Annotated in this window: 19 protein-coding genes; 6 read left to right on the plus strand and 13 right to left on the minus strand. The window is 29.2% G+C overall.

All coding sequences use genetic code 11. The features are described from left to right. The first annotated feature begins 412 nt into the window (after nt 1–412). Nucleotides 413–712: a DUF5316 family protein gene (locus KPL44_RS23915; RefSeq protein WP_216255716.1), complete on the plus strand. Its 300-nt coding sequence runs from the start codon at nt 413–415 to the stop codon at nt 710–712. Between the two features lie 132 nt (nt 713–844). On the opposite strand, the gene KPL44_RS25630 is transcribed toward KPL44_RS23915, so the two are convergent. Beyond that, nucleotides 845–1,021, minus strand: coding sequence for a (2Fe-2S)-binding protein (locus KPL44_RS25630; RefSeq protein WP_216255718.1), 177 nt, complete (start codon nt 1,019–1,021; stop codon nt 845–847). 581 nt (nt 1,022–1,602) lie between these two features. Between KPL44_RS25630 and KPL44_RS23925 the strand changes: the two genes are divergently transcribed. Beyond that, entirely contained in the window at nt 1,603–2,205 is a 603-nt protein-coding gene (locus KPL44_RS23925) for a DUF3137 domain-containing protein (protein WP_216255721.1), read from the plus strand. Nucleotides 2,206–2,357: 152 nt separating this feature from the next. Here KPL44_RS23925 and KPL44_RS23930 read toward each other — a convergent pair whose 3' ends face one another. From KPL44_RS23930 to KPL44_RS23960, 7 genes are all read right to left on the minus strand, one after another. Continuing rightward, a complete protein-coding gene (locus KPL44_RS23930; RefSeq protein ID WP_331703067.1) occupies nt 2,358–3,794 on the minus strand; it encodes an MDR family MFS transporter in 1,437 nt (478 codons plus the stop codon). After that, entirely contained in the window at nt 3,778–4,692 is a 915-nt protein-coding gene (locus KPL44_RS23935) for a TetR/AcrR family transcriptional regulator (RefSeq protein ID WP_216255726.1), read from the minus strand. Before KPL44_RS23935 ends, KPL44_RS23930 begins: the two co-directional genes overlap by 17 nt. 631 nt (nt 4,693–5,323) lie before the next feature. Further along, on the minus strand, nt 5,324–6,937 hold the full coding sequence (locus KPL44_RS23940) for a mannitol dehydrogenase family protein (protein WP_216255727.1): 1,614 nt from the start codon (nt 6,935–6,937) through the stop codon (nt 5,324–5,326). A 130-nt stretch (nt 6,938–7,067) separates the two neighbouring features. Next, entirely contained in the window at nt 7,068–8,081 is a 1,014-nt protein-coding gene (locus tag KPL44_RS23945; protein WP_216255730.1) for a zinc-binding alcohol dehydrogenase family protein, read from the minus strand. 43 nt (nt 8,082–8,124) lie between these two features. Next, nucleotides 8,125–9,195 (minus strand): mannonate dehydratase, encoded by a 1,071-nt coding sequence (gene uxuA / locus KPL44_RS23950; RefSeq protein ID WP_216255731.1) that lies wholly within the window; start codon nt 9,193–9,195, stop codon nt 8,125–8,127. Nucleotides 9,196–9,260: 65 nt separating this feature from the next. Further along, the gene (locus KPL44_RS23955; RefSeq protein WP_216255733.1) at nt 9,261–10,283 is read right to left on the minus strand and encodes a zinc-binding alcohol dehydrogenase family protein; all 1,023 of its coding nucleotides are present in this window, start codon (nt 10,281–10,283) and stop codon (nt 9,261–9,263) included. Nucleotides 10,284–10,328: 45 nt separating this feature from the next. After that, nucleotides 10,329–11,651 carry an MFS transporter gene (locus KPL44_RS23960; RefSeq protein WP_216255735.1) on the minus strand — a complete coding sequence of 441 codons (1,323 nt, stop codon included), beginning with the start codon at nt 11,649–11,651 and terminating at the stop codon, nt 10,329–10,331. 310 nt (nt 11,652–11,961) lie between these two features. On the opposite strand from KPL44_RS23960, the gene KPL44_RS23965 reads away from it, so the two are divergent. Beyond that, the gene (locus tag KPL44_RS23965; RefSeq protein WP_216255737.1) at nt 11,962–12,693 is read left to right on the plus strand and encodes a GntR family transcriptional regulator; all 732 of its coding nucleotides are present in this window, start codon (nt 11,962–11,964) and stop codon (nt 12,691–12,693) included. Between the two features lie 55 nt (nt 12,694–12,748). Here the strand turns inward: KPL44_RS23965 and KPL44_RS23970 are convergent, their stop codons facing one another. Then, a complete protein-coding gene (locus KPL44_RS23970) occupies nt 12,749–13,000 on the minus strand; it encodes an NAD(P)/FAD-dependent oxidoreductase (RefSeq protein WP_216255748.1) in 252 nt (83 codons plus the stop codon). Between the two features lie 57 nt (nt 13,001–13,057). Between KPL44_RS23970 and KPL44_RS23975 the strand changes: the two genes are divergently transcribed. Next, nucleotides 13,058–13,201 carry a hypothetical protein gene (locus KPL44_RS23975; RefSeq protein ID WP_407935036.1) on the plus strand — a complete coding sequence of 48 codons (144 nt, stop codon included), beginning with the start codon at nt 13,058–13,060 and terminating at the stop codon, nt 13,199–13,201. On the opposite strand, the gene KPL44_RS23980 is transcribed toward KPL44_RS23975, so the two are convergent. Further along, complete coding sequence (locus KPL44_RS23980) at nt 13,198–13,449, minus strand: kinase to dihydroxyacetone kinase (RefSeq protein ID WP_216255739.1); 252 nt, start codon at nt 13,447–13,449, stop codon at nt 13,198–13,200. The genes KPL44_RS23975 and KPL44_RS23980 overlap by 4 nt on opposite strands. Before the next feature lie 535 nt (nt 13,450–13,984). Further along, nucleotides 13,985–14,233 carry a GNAT family N-acetyltransferase gene (locus KPL44_RS23985; protein ID WP_216255742.1) on the minus strand — a complete coding sequence of 83 codons (249 nt, stop codon included), beginning with the start codon at nt 14,231–14,233 and terminating at the stop codon, nt 13,985–13,987. Nucleotides 14,234–14,373: 140 nt separating this feature from the next. Between KPL44_RS23985 and KPL44_RS23990 the strand changes: the two genes are divergently transcribed. Then, on the plus strand, nt 14,374–14,508 hold the full coding sequence (locus KPL44_RS23990) for a lmo0937 family membrane protein (RefSeq protein ID WP_216255751.1): 135 nt from the start codon (nt 14,374–14,376) through the stop codon (nt 14,506–14,508). Between the two features lie 440 nt (nt 14,509–14,948). On the opposite strand, the gene KPL44_RS23995 is transcribed toward KPL44_RS23990, so the two are convergent. Continuing rightward, complete coding sequence (locus tag KPL44_RS23995) at nt 14,949–15,266, minus strand: hypothetical protein (protein ID WP_216255744.1); 318 nt, start codon at nt 15,264–15,266, stop codon at nt 14,949–14,951. A 277-nt stretch (nt 15,267–15,543) separates the two neighbouring features. On the opposite strand from KPL44_RS23995, the gene KPL44_RS24000 reads away from it, so the two are divergent. Further along, nucleotides 15,544–15,873 (plus strand): hypothetical protein, encoded by a 330-nt coding sequence (locus tag KPL44_RS24000; RefSeq protein WP_216255746.1) that lies wholly within the window; start codon nt 15,544–15,546, stop codon nt 15,871–15,873. A 280-nt stretch (nt 15,874–16,153) separates the two neighbouring features. On the opposite strand, the gene KPL44_RS24005 is transcribed toward KPL44_RS24000, so the two are convergent. After that, nucleotides 16,154–16,870, minus strand: a complete 717-nt coding sequence (locus tag KPL44_RS24005; protein WP_253201929.1) for a hypothetical protein — start codon at nt 16,868–16,870, stop codon at nt 16,154–16,156. Between the last annotated feature and the right edge of the window lie 693 nt (nt 16,871–17,563).

Raw genomic sequence — 17,563 nt, forward strand, 5'->3', positions numbered from 1 at the left:
AGCGATATCTATTAGGTAATGCAGCATAAACAAAGCGCCTACCAAATGATAGACGCCTTGCTTGAAATCTTTAATTATTTCCACTGTCTACTTGACAGGGGGCAGTTCATTTATTGAATTCCCTTTTTGTTGTTAAAATTTACTTATTAATACAAGTCGGTTTTCATTTTATTACTAGTAATTATCTTATCGAGTTATTTTAATACTTTGCATAAATTGATCATTTACAAGTTATAATTATGTATTTTCATGTCGATATAATGACGTTTTATGCTTTTAGTATTTAATTACAAAATTATATAGACTATGATGTTAATTAAAGTAAGCCTTGTAAAACTTAAAAATAATAACATAGAAAATTTAATTTCGGCTCTTAAATAAGTTTTAGAATGAATCCATTTGTTAAGGGGTGATGAAAATCAAAAAAATAATCATTTCAAGTTTTATTATAATGTGTGTTAGTATTGTTTTAGGTAAAGTCCTGAACAATTGGGTATTATCTATTAAAATCTGTGGAAGTATAGCTTTAGTATGTTTTGGTTTAGCAGGAACATTAAACGGTACTTTTATTAGTAAAAAAAGGTTTAGATCAGTTACTTCCATTGATAAAGAAAACGATAAAATGGTAAGAAGTAAAATCACGAATTTTGCTATGGTTGTAGGATCAACTAATACTATTTTGGCTGTTATTATTTCTTTCTTAATAAAATAGAGATAATGTACTTATAATTGTAGGAGCGTGAAATTATGGATAAAAAAGATGAGCAAGATAATAGGGAAGATAAACGCAAGATAGACGAATATACATAACCTAAAATACACTCTTTTTTTATATTAGCAATAACTATACTAACAATTCAGCAACTAATTCTTTAACTGAATCTATACATTTACCACATCCAGTACCGACTTTCGTAACTGCTTGCACTTCCTCAAATGACTTAGCACCATTTTCGATAGCATTTGTTATATCTTGTACTGTAACATTTAAACAACTACATACTACTTTAATATTTTCCACTTTGTTTCCTCCTTATAATTTCAAATATTATTATAACAATATAAATTAGTTTCACCATATATTGCTTTACTATGTACTATTATAAAAATATATTTATATCTTAATCTTTTTTAATTAATATTTGTTATTAATTAAAAACAGTTCTTTACAAATACCAATTACCATGTTATTATTATCTCATAAACAAAGAAGCATAATTAACTGTTAACCTTCATTAGATAAAGTAAGAAAATCGCTAATAGAAAGGGGATAGTCCAATGCACAAAATTAAATCTTCAGAGTTTTTAGAGGGTAGTAAAAGTTTATAAATAAGCGGTCTTTATGATATGTGATAAGACAAAGAAAAATAACTTGAATTAAAATAAATTACTATACTCTACTTAGTTTAAAATTAAATATATGTATATATTAAAATGGAATTCATTTATTGAATTCCATTTTTGTTGTTAAAAATTACATTTATTTATTTTCATGTCACCATAATGACGTTTTATGTTTTTAGTATTTAATTATAAAAATATATGGAATATGATGTTAACATAGTTTATATTTATAGGGATACAAATCATAGGAGGAATAAAATGGGATTATTTGGACCAAGTAAAAAAGAAGTTTGGGAACAACTATCTAGGGAAATTAATGCAGATTATATAGAGTGCGGTTTCTTTAAAAGTGGTATGGTAGAGGCACGTGTGGGTAATTGGATTATTTTATTTGACACATATTCTTCTGGTAGTGGGAACAATTCTAGAACATATACACGAATAAGAGCCCCCTTTAAAACTTTTGATAGCTTTTATTTTAAAATTTATAGAAAAGGACTTTTTAGTGATTTAGGCAAACTTTTAGGCATGCAGGATGTTAGTGTTGGGTATAGTGAATTTGATGAGAACTTTATAATAAAGGGTACTAACAGTGAAAGACTAACTCAATTATTTTCAAATGAAAAAATAAGAAATTTATTAGAACTACAAAGCTCAATACACTTAGAAGTTAAAGATGATGATGGGTTTTTTTCTAGTGACTTTCCAAGTAATGTAGATGAATTGTATTTTGTGGTAAATGGTGTAATTAGGGATATTGAACGACTTAAAGAGCTTTACGAGTTATTTGCAGAAGTACTAAAAGAACTTTGTGTTATGAGTATAGCTAGTAGTGAACAAGTGGGTATTGATCTAAAATAGCCACTTTATAAACTCACCCTTAACGATATTTATTATTAATTAAAAATTAACATACTTATATATACTTAAATGGAATTCAGTTTATTACTGAATTCCATTATATCTTGTTAAAAACTAGGAAGACAGCTTATGCTAAGTAGTCTTCATTTTATTTATTCATTTGACTCCGCTGTACAATTTTCAAAATTCACAACTTGTTCTCTTGACCTTCCATCTTTTACATAAAGGACTATACCTACAAGGCCAATTGCAATTAAAATTGAGGCCATTCTAAAAGATACATTCATTCCATGAATACTCGCAAGTATAGCTGATGTTTGTCCACTATGCTTAACAGCATTTGTCATTACAGTAATCAGAATAGCTGAACCAATAGCGCCCGATACTTGACGTAATGTGTTATTAATTACAGCACCATGTGCAATCTGCTTATTATCAAGTGAATTAATTCCCCAAGTGGTAAGTGGGGATAAGATCATGACCAGACCTATCATTCTAAAAGAATACATAATAGATACGTAGATTACTGAAGTATTTTCACCTAAATATGAAAAAGCATATGTTCCTATACCTAGCATTGACATACCAACTATACATAAAATACGTGGCCCATGTTTATCTAGTATTCTCCCCGTCGTAGGGCTTAATATAGCTAAAAATAAAGCACCTGGAAGCATTATAAGCCCAGAGCTAACAGCAGAATACCCACGAATGCTTTGAATATAAATAGAAAGCAGAATCGTAGCTGACATCATAGCAGCATAAATAATACAGGTTAAAATAGTACTAACCGTAAACACACTACTTTTAAACACTTTTAACTCTAAAAATGGAGTTTCAGAACTAATTTGTATTCGAGTAAAAATAATAAGTGATATAACGCCAACAACTAATGGAACATATGTAATTGGATTTACCCATCCATAACTTCCTTGATTACTAAAACTAATAAGTAGTCCTCCAAATCCCAATGTAGATAAAATGAGAGATCTTATGTCTAATTTATCTTTTCTGGTTTGACCAACATTTTTTAATAAGAAAAATGCTGTTACAATATCCAAAATAGATATACCCGCAAGTATATAAAACAAACTCCTCCACCCAAAAGCGTCGATTGCAAATCCAGAAAGTGTAGGCCCAATTGATGGAGCGAACCCAACTGTGATCCCGATTATACCCATAGCCGCACCTCTGCTCTCAATAGGGTATAACTTTAGTACAATAATTTGTACCAATTGTACAAGAATACCCGCTCCCATTGCCTGAATAATACGCGAAGCTACCATAAGATTAAATGTTGTAGCAAATATAGAAAATATACATCCTATAAAAAAAAGTCCCATAGCGCTAAGATATAATCTTCTTGTGCTAAACCTATTTACTAAATATCCTGTAGTTGGAATAGTTATACCGAGTACTAGCAAATAAATTGTAGTCAACCACTGACCTATGTTAGCATCCACTTTAAAATCTTTCATTATACTTGGTAGTGCTGCCGTTAGCACTGTCTGACTAAGCAAACTTAAAAACGACCCTACTATTACTATAGATACAATTATATTTCTTTCTTTTTTACTTATTACCTTCACGAGTATCATCCCCTAATTTACTTTTCAACTTGTTAAATATAGCTATCTCTATTTTTAACGATTTTTCTTTTTCCAAAAATGATAGCATTGCATCCATAATTAAGGAATTATATAATCCTAATTTAGCTTCTTTTTCTACCATGTTTATTGCTTCTGTTAATTTTTTTCGTTCAATAACAGTGTCATGTTTTACAATAAGATCTTTTATCTCTCCTATTGTTTTATAAATAAGCAATTGTTCAGATGAAAATAAATTATCTTCTAAATCACTATTCTCAGAGTAAAAGAAAGATTTATCTATAACAGCTGGAACTTTTTTTAGCTCGTCTATTGTCATCTCTATAATTCGTATAACATAATCGCAAACAAAGTTCAGTTCAAATTCTTCCTTCTTAATCCTCATAATCAAAATAAATTCATGTACCAAACTATCTATTAAAAATATAATTTCCCAAACAATAGATTCTATTTCATCACCATATAGCGTAATTAAACTCTTGTGATACTCTGATAATAAATTGTCTCTTATGGTTTCTTTAAATTTATACATTGGTTGTCCTTTTATCTGAGAAAAATTTTCTATTATAAATAAATTAAAAGGGGTATTAGAAATCAAATACTCCAACACTAGAATTATCTTGTTTTTCAATTTATTTTTATTATTTATTTCAAGGCTTACATCAATAGCTCTCGCTCTACTTAGAAAATTTTTATTAGAATAAGCTAATATTTCATAAACTAAATCCTCTTTTGTTGAAAAATGTTTATAAAAAGTGGCTTTAGATATTTTACATGTTTTTACAATATCATATATTGAAGTAAATTGAAGTCCCTGCTTACTAAAACACTCTTTTGCTACATCCATAATCAATTTTTGCTTTTCGTCTATCTTAATCATCTCCCAGTAAAACTCATACGTACCATCGGGTACACTATAGTACCGTATTAATATACTCCTTTTTTTTAAATAAATCAAGGCCCTTAAATAAAAGAATGCTTTAAGTATCTCAAGGTCAGATTGTTCGATATCTATTATTAATTAAAAATATTTCTTTACAAATATCAATTACCGTGTTATTATTAGTTCATAAACAAAGAAGCATAATTAACTGTTAACCTTCATTAGATAAAGTAAGAAAATCGCTAATAGAAAGGGGATAGTCCAATGTATCAAATTAAATCTTCAGAGTTTTTAGAGGGTAGTAAAAGTTTATAAATAAGAGGTCTTTATGATATGTGATAAGACAAAGAAAAATAACTTATATTAAAATAAATTACTATACTCTACTTAGTTTAAAATTAAATATGTATATATATTAAAAGGGAATTCATTTTATTGAATTCCCTTTTTGTTATTAAAAATCACTTATTAATAATATCTACTTCTATAAAGTCATTTTTTATCAATTGCCCAATAAATGGATCCAATTAGATATAAGAAACAAATACCTATTGACATTAATGCCACAGCAACAGTTACCCCAGCATTTGTATGCACGGATGCTGATTTATACTACATAAATTGAAAGTTACTTGCAATTTACATATTTATTCAATGTCAACCTTACTGTTCCAACACCAGCAATCATTTCATTGAAATAATTTTCCACTTTTTCTCCAAGACCTATAGTATAAAGATTCAACCCAAATATTTCTTCATTAGAAAGTATTGGTTTTAACTTATTACCTACGTTTTCTGTTTCACTTAACTTTATATCCGAAACATAAGCTTTAAGTTTATTTAGTAAAGGATCAGGACTTAGTTCCATTTCCTTACCATTATCATCTTTAGCCATTAAATACCTACACCAACCAGCAATAGCAAGTGGTATATATTTAAGACTTTTAGGATCTAGGTCCTCTCTTTCTATATAAGATTTAATTGTTTCGCCAAATCTTATTCCAATTTTTTGAGAAGTATCTGATACTATTCTTTGTGGAGTATCTGGTATATATGGATTAGGAAGTCTTACCTCAATTACTTCTTTAATGAAATCTTCTGGATTGAATATTTTAGGATTAACAACCACTGGCATCCCTTCAATATAGCCAATATTCTCCACTAGCTTCTTTAAAGCAGGATCTTTCATTTCATCTGCAATAAGATTAAATCCAAGTAAACATCCAAAAATTGCAAGAGCAGTATGAAGTGGATTTAAACAAGTACACACCTTCATTTTTTCTACCCTTTCAACAGTTTCTCTATCAGTAAAAAACACTCCAGCCTTTTCAAGTGGCATACGTCCATTTGGAAAACTATCTTCTAATACAAGATATTGTGGTCCTTCTGCGTTAACGAAAGGTGCAATATAAGTATTACCTTTTGTGATAACAATATCTGTACTAGCAAACCCACTTAAATTCAATGTTTTTTTAACACTATCTGAGGGTCTTGGTGTAATTTTGTCTATCATACTCCATGGAAATGATACTTTATCTGGATTATTGATATACTTTAGAAAGCCTTTCTCAACCAACCCATCATTAGCCCATTTTTCTACAATTGAATTTATTGCATTATAGAGTTTTTCTCCATTGTGCGAACAATTATCCATACTTACAAGAGCAACTGGTAATTCTAAAGTTTTATACCTTCCGTACATTAAAGATGCAACCTTAGCTATAACACTACTAGGATGTTTTAGTCCATCTACTACATCTTTCTCTGAAATGTTTTTTAAACTATAACCTTTTTCTGTTATAGTGAAACTTACCATGCTTAATGATGGATTTTTAAATATATCTTGTAGTCTTTTCCATTCATCTTCCCTTGAATAATCATATGCTAAACTTTCCCCTATACTTCCAATGACTTTTTTATCTAAACAACCATCAGGTTTCATAGTTACGAGTAAACTTAAATTATCATAAGGAGTATAAATTTTATCTATAATTTCATAATCATATCCTTCAACTGCCACAATACCCGTATCCGCAATTCCATTATTTAACAACGTTTGTTGCAAATTTGCAATAAATCCACGAAATATGTTTCCTGCTCCAAAATGCACCCATGTAGGATTTTCTGTTGTTAAATCTGACATCTTGTCACAATCAAATTCTGGAAGTTCTATTCCTGCTTTTTTCCATCCTTCTATTTTTTTAATACTTGATTTATTTAACTCTAAGTTTATTTGTTTCATATTTAAGAACATCCTCTCTTATAAATAGTTTTTAATTATATTTAAACCCAGTACTCATTGAAATTAACAATATAGATGTCTAACGTTACATAGACAATCTATATTATTAACTTAAGAATTTTCTTAATTCTTATAATATAGCATTAATTTTTAAATATCTTTCAGGATGTTCTGAAAGCTCTTTTACTGCCTCTGGAACCTGATCTAATGTTACTACTTTACTAATAACCGATTTAACATCAACAGTTCCTTTAGACATTAATCTTAATGCCTCCTCAAATTCATTTGCACTATTTCTTGATCCTTCAAAATCAATTTCCTTTTTTGTTAACATATCTGTCGGAATACTTGTCTCTTTTTTAGGCCATCCTGTAAGAGCAATTCTTCCTCCATATGATACATAATCAATAGTATTTCTTATAGCGGAATTAGCACCAGAAGCTTCAATTACTACTTCTGCCATTCTTCCATTAGTAATCTTTTTTATTGCCTTGATTGAATCCTCATTATTAGGATTAATAATATACTTTACTCCTAATCCTTTTGCAAATTGTAATCTCTCATCAATAATATCAACTAATATTGGAATTGCATCATAGGCTATTACTGATAAAGCACTAAGAACACCGATGGCACCTGCTCCATTTATAACTACATGTTCTCCTGCTTTAACATGTGTTCTATGAATAGCATGTAAAGCTATAGTTAAAGGCTCAGCTGCTGGAATTTGTTCCCAGGGTATATTATCTGGAACCTTATATAACATTTCCGAAGGATGCGTAAACATTTCAACCATGCCACCATCAATATGCACTCCTAATACCTTTAAATCTTCGCAGCAATTAGTTCTTCCTATACTACATGGGTAACATTTGCCACAATATATATATGGGTCAATAATTACTTTATCTCCAACTTTTATACCTCTTTTGTTTTCGCCTATTTCCAATACTTCGCCTGCTAATTCATGTCCTATAATTCTTGGATAACTAACAAGAGGATTAGACCCCCTGAATGCTCCTACATCTGAGCCACAGATACCTACTGATTTAATTTTTATTAATGCTTCACTTTCTTTTCTAATAGGTTCTTTAATTTCCTCAATTCTTAGCACATTTGGTTTCTCCAAATAAACTGATTTCATAAAACTATTCCTCCTATTTATTTCAACTATATATCACCTAAATTTACTTACTTAGACATTTTTTTATACTTTCCCAAATACCATTTAAATACGTAGCTCCTAAAGCCCTATCGTACAACCCATATCCAGGCATAGCTACTTCTCCCCAAATTGCCCTTCCATGATCGGGTCTAATAACTCCATCAAATCCAATATCATATAATGCCTTCATTATTTCAAACATATCAAGAGAACCATCAGAAGACAAATGTGCAGCTTCATCGAACTTACCTGGTGCAATATGTCTAATATTTCTAAGATGACCAAAATGAATTTTCCCCTTTAATGAACGTATAATATCTGGAATATCATTATCTGGATTGGATCCAAGGGAGCCTGTACATAAAGTAACTCCATTACAAGGACTATCAACCATAGTTACTAATTTTAATAAATTTTCTTTTGATGTCATAATCCTTGGCAAACCAAACACTGGCCAAGATGGATCATCAGGGTGAATCGCCATCTTAATACCATATTTTTCACACGTTGGCATAATTCTTTCTAAAAAATATTTTAAATTAGAAAATAATTTTTCTTCATCTACATCTTTATATAAATTAAATAATTCTTTGATTTTTGCCATACGTTCCGGTTCCCATCCTGGGAGTACAAAACCATTAGACTTTTTATCCATAGAATCCATCATTTTTTCTGGATCGATTGCATCAATTAACTCTTGATCATAGGATAATACTGTAGACCCATCTTCTCTTAATTTTGCAAGATCTGAACGTGTCCAATCAAATACAGGCATGAAATTGTAACATACCAAATCTACACCCTCCTGTCCCAATCGCTCTAAAGTTTTAATGTAATTATCAATATATTTATCCCTATCAGGTGTTCCTACTTTAATTGAATCATGGATATTTACACTTTCAATTCCTTTTAGTTGTAATCCTGCATCTTCAATTTCTTTTTTAATTTCACGAATTTTTTCAGTTTCCCATACTTCTCCAGGTTTTGTATCATATAGTGTTGTAATTACTCCAGTAACTCCTGGTATTTGCCTAATTTGCTCCAAAGTTACTGAATCAAATTTTTTTCCAAACCATCTTAATGTCATATCCATAATTTTTTTCTCCTTTAATTCTATATTTTTATAATTCTATATTTTTATAATTCTATAAATTTTAATTACTTATCAAAAGTTAATACTATCTTTCTAATACTAGGATCTTTACTATCTACAAAATCAAATGCCTTTTGTGCATCTAGATAATTAAATGTATGAGAAATACTATTTTTCAAATCTAAATTTCCTTCTTTAACTAAATTTAAAACTTCTTGAAATTTTTTATTTTGTAATCTAGAACCTCTTACATCCAATTCTTTTGAAGTAATTTTAAATTGAGTAACAACTGTTGGATCTATAGAAAATCCCATTGTAATTACTCTACCTGCATTCCCTGTTAATTCTAGAAGTGTAGCAAGTGAGTCTTTTGTACAAGCTGCATCAATAGAAACTGTTGGTCCATATCCGCCGGTCAATTCTCTAGCCCTTGCCACTACATCTTCCTTTAAAAGGTTTATTCCATAAGTTGCACCGTTTTGTTTTGCTCTTTCAATTTTTTCATCTACCACATCCACTACAATAATCGTGGCTCCACTTAATTTTGCAATTCTTAATATGCTGCTTCCTAAAGCACCGCATCCAAGGATAAGTAAAGTATCCTCTTTACAAAGCTCAGCTCTAAAACAACTTTGTACTGCAATCGTAGCTGGCTCAATCATTACAGCATCCTCATATGATAAATCATCTGGCAATATATAAACATCAGATTCCGGAACTGCAATATATTCACGATAACCACCATGAATATGCACTCCCCTTACCTTTAAGTTTGCACAAACGTTACCTCTCCCATGTTTACAAGCATAGCATTCACCACAGTTAACTACTTGATCTATAATTACCCTATCACCAACTTTAATTTTCGTGCAATTATTACCAATCTCTATTACTTCACCAACCATCTCATGTCCAATAACCCTTGGATAAGTAGCTGCTGCATTTTGACCATGATAAATACCCACATCAGAACCACAAATACCCGCCGCTTTCATTTTAATTAATACATTATCATGCTCCGTAATTACAGGTTCATCCATCTCTACAATTTGTAAGTCATATGGTTTTCTAATCATAACTGCTTTCATTTTGACATCTCCTAAATTATTTTATTTAAATAAATATTAAATATTCTATTTTATAGCAACCCTAGGAGCATTCGCATATTCTTCTTTAGTAATTGGTTTTATAAATTTCCATGCCCCTAAAGAACCGACCAAAGCAATAAGTCCAGCTAAAATAAATGCTGTTGTGAATCCACCTGTATACTGCACTATAAATCCAGTTACCAAAGGTCCTAGAATACCAGCACAATTTCCAATGGCATGCATAAATCCACCTACTGAACCTACATTATTAGAATCTACGACATCGTCTACAATTCCCCAATATATAGCACCTGTCAAATACATAAAAAATACGGCAATTGCTAGCATTGAAATAGATCCCACTGTATTTTTCATTACTCCTGCTAAAATAATAGAAATTGCGGCAATAAATAGACAACTAACTACAATAACTTTTCTAGAAAATAGAACATGTCTATTTTTGAATTTTTTAACTAACTTATCAGAAAGAATTCCTCCAAAGGCTAATCCTATAAACCCTAACGTCCATGGAACTATATTTACAATACTCATTGTTGCTATAGATAGTCCTCTTTCTTTAATTAAGTAACTTGGATACCAAGTTAAAAAGAAAAACAAGATATAGTTATATGAAAAAAATGCGATAGCAGTAAATATAATCGTTTTCTTTTTCAAGTAAAAAGAAGTTTTTATCTTATTAATAGGCTTTTCTTGTTCAATTTGTATATTTTTCGAACCTTCTACCTTGCTTTCCACCTCATGATATTCATTATTTGTTTTCTCCTTAGCGATTTTCCACCAAGCAATAGCCCAAATAAACCCAATAGACATGATAATAATAAAAGAAATTCTCCAACCATATTTAATACATATAAATCCTATAATAGGTCCAGAAATTGCACCGCCAAGTGGTGTTCCACTACTAGCAATTCCCATTGTACTAGCTCTCTTATTTGGTGGAAACCAAGTATTTATCATTTTATTAGTTGTAGTTGATAATGGACCTTCAGCCATTCCAAATAAAATTCTTATAATTATCAAGCTAAGAAATCCTACTGCAAAGAAAATAGATCCACTAAAAGATGACCAGACAATCATGGCTACTAATAATGTTTTTTTTGCACCATATTTATCAGAAGCAATTCCACCGATTATGTTAAATAATGCATATCCTATAGAAAAGCAACTGAAAATGGCACCCATTTCTATTGATGATAAAGCTAAATCTTTTTGAATGAACGGTGCCGATATAGAAAGCGCAGAACGATCCAGATAATTCACTACACCTGCTAGAAATAATAACAACAGAATTAAATTCTTTCTTCTTTCCATTTTAGTGTCAATTTGAGTTTGTACTTCTAGATTCATATTGATCCCCCTAATATTTGTATTTTTTAAGAGCTATTAGATATAGGTAAACCATTACATGTTGGTCAAAAAAATAACTGATTTAATTTATCAAAACTAAATTCTCATTTCATTTGGTAACATGTTAGTATATTAGTATGTTACCATGGTTATATATTTATGTCAATAAAACTTTTAATAACATTTTTATAAATCTTTATCAATAAATGCCCTAGTAAACTTCAGAATATTTATTTGCATATTAGAAATAATCTAATATTATGTGGTATAATATTAGATTAGCATATAACAAATACTTTGGAGGTATCTTATGTCTTATGAAGAAAAACGAGCTGTCACAATTGGCGACAGCGTTTATTATAGTTTACGAAAGAATATCATGTATTTAAATTTAAAACCTGGTGAATCTATTAATACAAAAGAAATTGCAGAACAGTTGGGGGTTAGTCGTTCTCCAGTACGAGATTCACTTATTAAATTACAAAAGGAAGGGCTCATTACAACGATACCAAAAAAAGGGACTATTATTTCAAAAATAGATTTAAACAGAGTTGAGGAAGAACGGTTTTTACGACTGTGCGTGGAAGAAAAGGTATTATTATTATTTTTAAAATGCCACTCAGATTCAGATTTGGCTGAGCTAAAGGACAATTTGGAAAAGCAGAAGGAATGTATTTCTAAAAAAGACATGGAATCATTTTTAGAATATGATGATCAATTTCACGAAGTCTTCTTTAGAGTATCTAATAAGATGCTATGCTGGGAAGCATTAGATAATATGTCTGGTCATTATCGGCGAGTTCGATTTATGGCTTTGTCGAATGTATTAGTAGTTAACTATGTAATTGACCAGCACGAGCGGTTCTTAAAATTGATACTGGATGAAAATGTTGAAGATCTTAAAATATTAATAGAATTACACATTACTCAGCAAAATAAAGAAGAGAAAGCATTAATTGAAGAATATCCTGATTATTTTCATTGTGCTTCAGATGATATTGAAAATTTTTTAAAAAAAGATTTCTTAAAAATGATTAAATAATATTATTTTACGCGCCTTTTTCTTAAGATGCATTATCACAAGCTGTTATAAATTCTTACATAGTGCAAATTTGGTAAATGATGACATCAGCTTGTATATATAGAGCGACTGAATCTGAAAGGCTCGTAGCTTCTAATGATACAAAATCTACAAGGTCATGTACGTGAAGTATATTTCCTGCAGCAAACACCCCGTTTACATTTGTCTCATAATTTTCATTAACGATGGCGCCTTTAGTACGGGGATCAGGTTTAACTCCAGCTAGTAGAGAAAGCTCATTTTTGGGAATAATCCCAACCGACAGAATAAGTGTGTCACAAGTATGATACTATAATAATGAATTTATTTATCAGGAGTTGATTTAATGAGTACAACTATTTACTATTTTAGTGGAACAAGTAATTCTTTGAAAATAGGATTCGTATTTCCCGTATACTATATGGGACTTCCGCGTCTTGTAACTGAATTTATAAAAACCCTCGAAGTTAATCCTAAAACATACATTTAACCTTTGAGGCCCAGGGTTTGACGTTCCATGTTTTCTACAACGATATCATAAATTTCTCCCAAAGAAGTACAATACTCAAGCACCTTCCATGGGGTATTGGTGTGAAAATGAATTTTAATTAATTCATCGTCACCAACAGCAAGCAAACAATCACCTTCAATATTTTTTGTAATATATTCGTTTATTGTATCTTCAGAAAGATTATGTCCTTCGATTAATAATTGCGTATCAAATTTGTATTCGATCATACTACACTCTCCTTTGCTATTTCTATTCTATAAATTATTATTTATCTGCAAAGCATATGAAAATTGCTTTTTAAAAACTTTTTATCATATTAAAATACTACTCTAAAGTAATATATTCACTTAATATATTGTCGCCTGACTTAATAGTATTATACCATATTTTTCTTTTAATTTTATATTCATCAATATTTATTATTAATTAAAAATAGCTCTTTACAAACACCAATTACCATGTTATTATTATCTCATAAACAAAGAAGCATAATTAACTGTTAACCTTCATTAGATAAAGTAAAATAATCGCTAATAGAAAGGGGATAGTCCATTGTATCAAATTAAATCTTCAGAGTTTTTAGAGGGTAGTAAAAGTTTATAAATAAGAGGTCTTTATGATATGTGATAAGACAAAGAAAAATAACTTATATTAAAATAAATTACTATACTCTACTTAGTTTAAAATTAAATATGTATATATATTAAAAGGGAATTCATTTATTGAATTCTCTTTTTGTTGTTAAAAATAGTTTTAACATTATTATCTTAAAATTGCCATAATAACCTTGTCATGAAATTTTCCTTCTCTGTAAAACGCTTGTTTCATAACTCCTTCAATTTTAAAGTTGGCCTTAGTATATACTTTAACTGCTCCTATATTTTTTTCTGAAACAGTAAGCATAATTCTATTAAGCCCTAATTCTTGAAAACCCTTATTAACAATTTCTTTCGTTACAAATGTTCCAATACCTTTTCCATGATAAGATTTGTCACCAATGTGATATTTCATTATTACTCTTCATTTTCTGGAATATAGATAAAGAATATCTTATAACCTCTTAAAACTTCTTTTGAAATGTTTAACATAAAAATACTCTTCCTTACAATCTTTGATAATTACTTATCTCAATTATTGCCAAGAAAGAGTACATTTTATTAGGAATAATGATAATTTTATGGCTATTGGGATTTGTACTTAATATTGGTGGAGGAATGATACACACGTTGCTTGTCATCGCTGTAATTATATTTATTTTTGATTTTGTTGGTGGAAGAAGACGCTAGAAAGTCTAGGTGATAACAAAAATAAGAACTTAACTACGTTAGGTATAAAAAATATTAATGATATTCTAATTCATTAATTGTCTTTAAGAATTAAATCTGAACTTTTAAACATAAAATATAATGTTGATGTAGATTTTATTGCAGATGATAACATAGTAGATTGAATATACGAGTATATTAAAACCTGCAGGCTTTAATATTTAACATTATCTACTTTGCATCAACATTATTTTATTAAGCCATTCAAATGCTGCAGTATATATAATTAAAATATCCTCTTTAGATTCTCTAAAATTTACATTATATCTTGGCTCCGATACCCATCTAATAATTTCAAATTTCCTTTCGACTATTATATTTGGCACCTGTGTCCCTTTAGGAAGAGACACAATTAAATAACTTATATTATCGTCTTATACTTTCTATCAGTCAAATCACTCTTAGCAAGATACAGATAATTGCTCATATACTCTTACCCCTTTCACCCAAGCATTCTTATAAAAATTATTATTTTCCATATCACTAAAGCTACTACAGAAAAGCGTTGTGGCACTACCGAACACTATAATATCAGTGATGTGCTTACCAACATTATCTTTTAATAATAGATTAGCAATTTCATAAACTTTCCTTTGTTTGACTGGATGTATACATTCATAATTATTAAGTCCAACTAAATTTTCAAATTTATAATTGGTATTATTACTTGTATTAAAAATATTATCTAATGCATAGAAATCTTTTAAACATTCTATCATAATATTTCACCTTCTTATTCTTGTACTATATCACTACATAAATTTAGTGTAAATAACAAACAAAAACTGTAGGTTTATGTAATATGAAGAAAAATAATTTACCAAGTTTTACAAATAAAAGATGATTATTCATATAAAAACATGCTATAATTACTATTAATTAAGACGACATCGTAGAAAACTGCGTCATAATGGTATTATAAAGCGAATAAAAAATGAATTTAAAAGAGGGGAGATTAATATTACATTTTTCAATAAGTATAAATTAAGAATTTTAATGATGATATTATTTATTTTTGGAATTATAGGACATGTATATAAAATAGACTTAATTGCTGGTCTGTGTGATACAAGCTTTTTATCATGTGTATTATACATATATATTAAAAATGACATGATGAAAGCAATAATAAAAATTTTCAGTATTATATATTTAATTGGTCAAGTTATAGCTTATGGATTTAATATTGAGGGTTTAAAGACGTATGTTAGCTCTAATGATGGTAATGGAATAACTACTAGTATAGTGAGCACAGTTTTTCCTTTAATATTGGCATTTATAAGCTACTACATATTTCAATTATTCAATAAAAAAAATAAAATTTAATTTCGTAATATTCATATAAATCGGTGCAACTATTAAAACCGAATAATCCCCTTAAAACACCTTATTATTGAATTGAATTTCACGGTGTTTTTACGTTGAATTTCGAATATAATTATAACTAACTAAAATTAAAAAGATAATTTCTTTTACTTCTTCATCAGCTTACATGGTAACTTTCGGGGAGCTTGTGGAGTCATCGTAAGAATAACCGTAATATTAATGGATAAGCAAAAAAATACCATAGAAGTTAATCTACAGTACTTTATATCGTTTTATCGTTTTATTGAGTTATCTTATTTTTTATTTTTTCTATTTCTTCCTCACTTAACTTAGAGTACTTCTTAATTTTCACAATACTTTCACCATCTAGCAACATTTCTTTTACCATTTCTTCTCTAGCATTGATATCACCTTGTTCTATGCCTTGTTCTATGCCTTTTTCTATCCCTTTCTCTATACCTCTTTGTTCTACAGCCGGATCATACAGAGTCTTAGTCATATTACGCACCTCCTCATTTAATTTTTCATCATCACCATATTTTGTATTAAGATATTCAAATAAATTTGCTACCGCTAGCAATATTCGGTGTAAATCATCTCCATCTATTTCTGCATTATTAAATAATTGACTTCCCTCTTTAGATATTGTTTCTGATATTTTTTTTGCTTCCATAATAGTTTCTTTTATTTCATAACTTCCTTCTCCATATTTCTTTTTTATTTGTTCCATTGTTGCATCATTTTTAGTTTGAAGTTCTATATGATAATGATATGGTTTATTCCCTTTTGATATCTTTAAAAATAAATCACCACGTATTATATCGTAATCATCTGAAACAAATTCATTATTTTCGAATGTTATTTCTGTCATTTCAACATCAAAATCTTCTTTGAATAAGCTATTCATCATTGTAATTAGTACTTTCTTAGATACTGCAAACAGCGATTTTAATATCTCATCTAACTTTACCCGTTGCTCATTTTCAGTGTTTATCAACCATTACACCTACTTTCTATCTTTGCTTTATTCTATCATTTTTATGTGTGTTTTACAATTCCATTACTCATATTTCTTCTATAATATTGTATTAACAATGTGGTACTTTAATACCTTTTACACGAATAAGAGCTCCATTTAAAACTTTTGGTAGCTTTTATTTTAAAATTTATAGAAAAGGACTTTTTAGTGATTTATGCAAACTTTTAGGCATGCAGGACATTAGTGTTGGGTATAGTGAATTTGATGAGGAGTTTATAACTTCACACTTAACGATATTTGTTATTAATTAAAAATAACTCTTTACAAATATTAATTACCATGTTATTATTATCTCATAAACAAAGAAGCATAATTAACTGTTAACCTTCATTAGATAAAGTAAAATAATCGCTAATAGAAAGGGGATAGTCCAATGCACAAAATTAAATCTTCAGAGTTTTTAGAGGGTAGTAAAAGTTTATAAATAAGAGGTCTTTAGGATATGTGATAAGACAATGAACAATAACTTAAATTAAAACAAATTACTAACTCTACCTAATTTAAAATTGAATATATGTATATATTAAAAAGGAATTCATTATGAACTGCCCCCTGTCAAGTAGACAGTGGAAATAATTAAAGATTTCAAGCAAGGCGTCTATCATTTGGTAGGCGCTTTGTTTATGCTGCATTACCTAATAGATATCGCTG

Source organism: Clostridium sp. DSM 17811, from assembly GCF_018861905.1.
Classification (GTDB): Bacteria; Bacillota; Clostridia; order Clostridiales; family Clostridiaceae; genus Clostridium_AD; species Clostridium_AD frigoriphilum.

Coding starts and splice junctions, on each gene's coding strand:
- KPL44_RS23915 (WP_216255716.1), top strand. CDS start 413: ATGAAAATCAAAAAAATAATCATTTCAAGTTTTATTATAATGTGTGTT.
- KPL44_RS23925 (WP_216255721.1), top strand. CDS start 1,603: ATGGGATTATTTGGACCAAGTAAAAAAGAAGTTTGGGAACAACTATCT.
- KPL44_RS23935 (WP_216255726.1), bottom strand. CDS start 4,692: ATGATTAAGATAGACGAAAAGCAAAAATTGATTATGGATGTAGCAAAA.
- KPL44_RS23940 (WP_216255727.1), bottom strand. CDS start 6,937: ATGAAACAAATAAACTTAGAGTTAAATAAATCAAGTATTAAAAAAATA.
- KPL44_RS23945 (WP_216255730.1), bottom strand. CDS start 8,081: ATGAAATCAGTTTATTTGGAGAAACCAAATGTGCTAAGAATTGAGGAA.
- uxuA (WP_216255731.1), bottom strand. CDS start 9,195: ATGGATATGACATTAAGATGGTTTGGAAAAAAATTTGATTCAGTAACT.
- KPL44_RS23955 (WP_216255733.1), bottom strand. CDS start 10,283: ATGAAAGCAGTTATGATTAGAAAACCATATGACTTACAAATTGTAGAG.
- KPL44_RS23960 (WP_216255735.1), bottom strand. CDS start 11,651: ATGAATCTAGAAGTACAAACTCAAATTGACACTAAAATGGAAAGAAGA.
- KPL44_RS23965 (WP_216255737.1), top strand. CDS start 11,962: ATGTCTTATGAAGAAAAACGAGCTGTCACAATTGGCGACAGCGTTTAT.
- KPL44_RS23975 (WP_407935036.1), top strand. CDS start 13,058: ATGAGTACAACTATTTACTATTTTAGTGGAACAAGTAATTCTTTGAAA.
- KPL44_RS23980 (WP_216255739.1), bottom strand. CDS start 13,449: ATGATCGAATACAAATTTGATACGCAATTATTAATCGAAGGACATAAT.
- KPL44_RS23985 (WP_216255742.1), bottom strand. CDS start 14,233: ATGAAATATCACATTGGTGACAAATCTTATCATGGAAAAGGTATTGGA.
- KPL44_RS23995 (WP_216255744.1), bottom strand. CDS start 15,266: ATGATAGAATGTTTAAAAGATTTCTATGCATTAGATAATATTTTTAAT.
- KPL44_RS24000 (WP_216255746.1), top strand. CDS start 15,544: ATGATGATATTATTTATTTTTGGAATTATAGGACATGTATATAAAATA.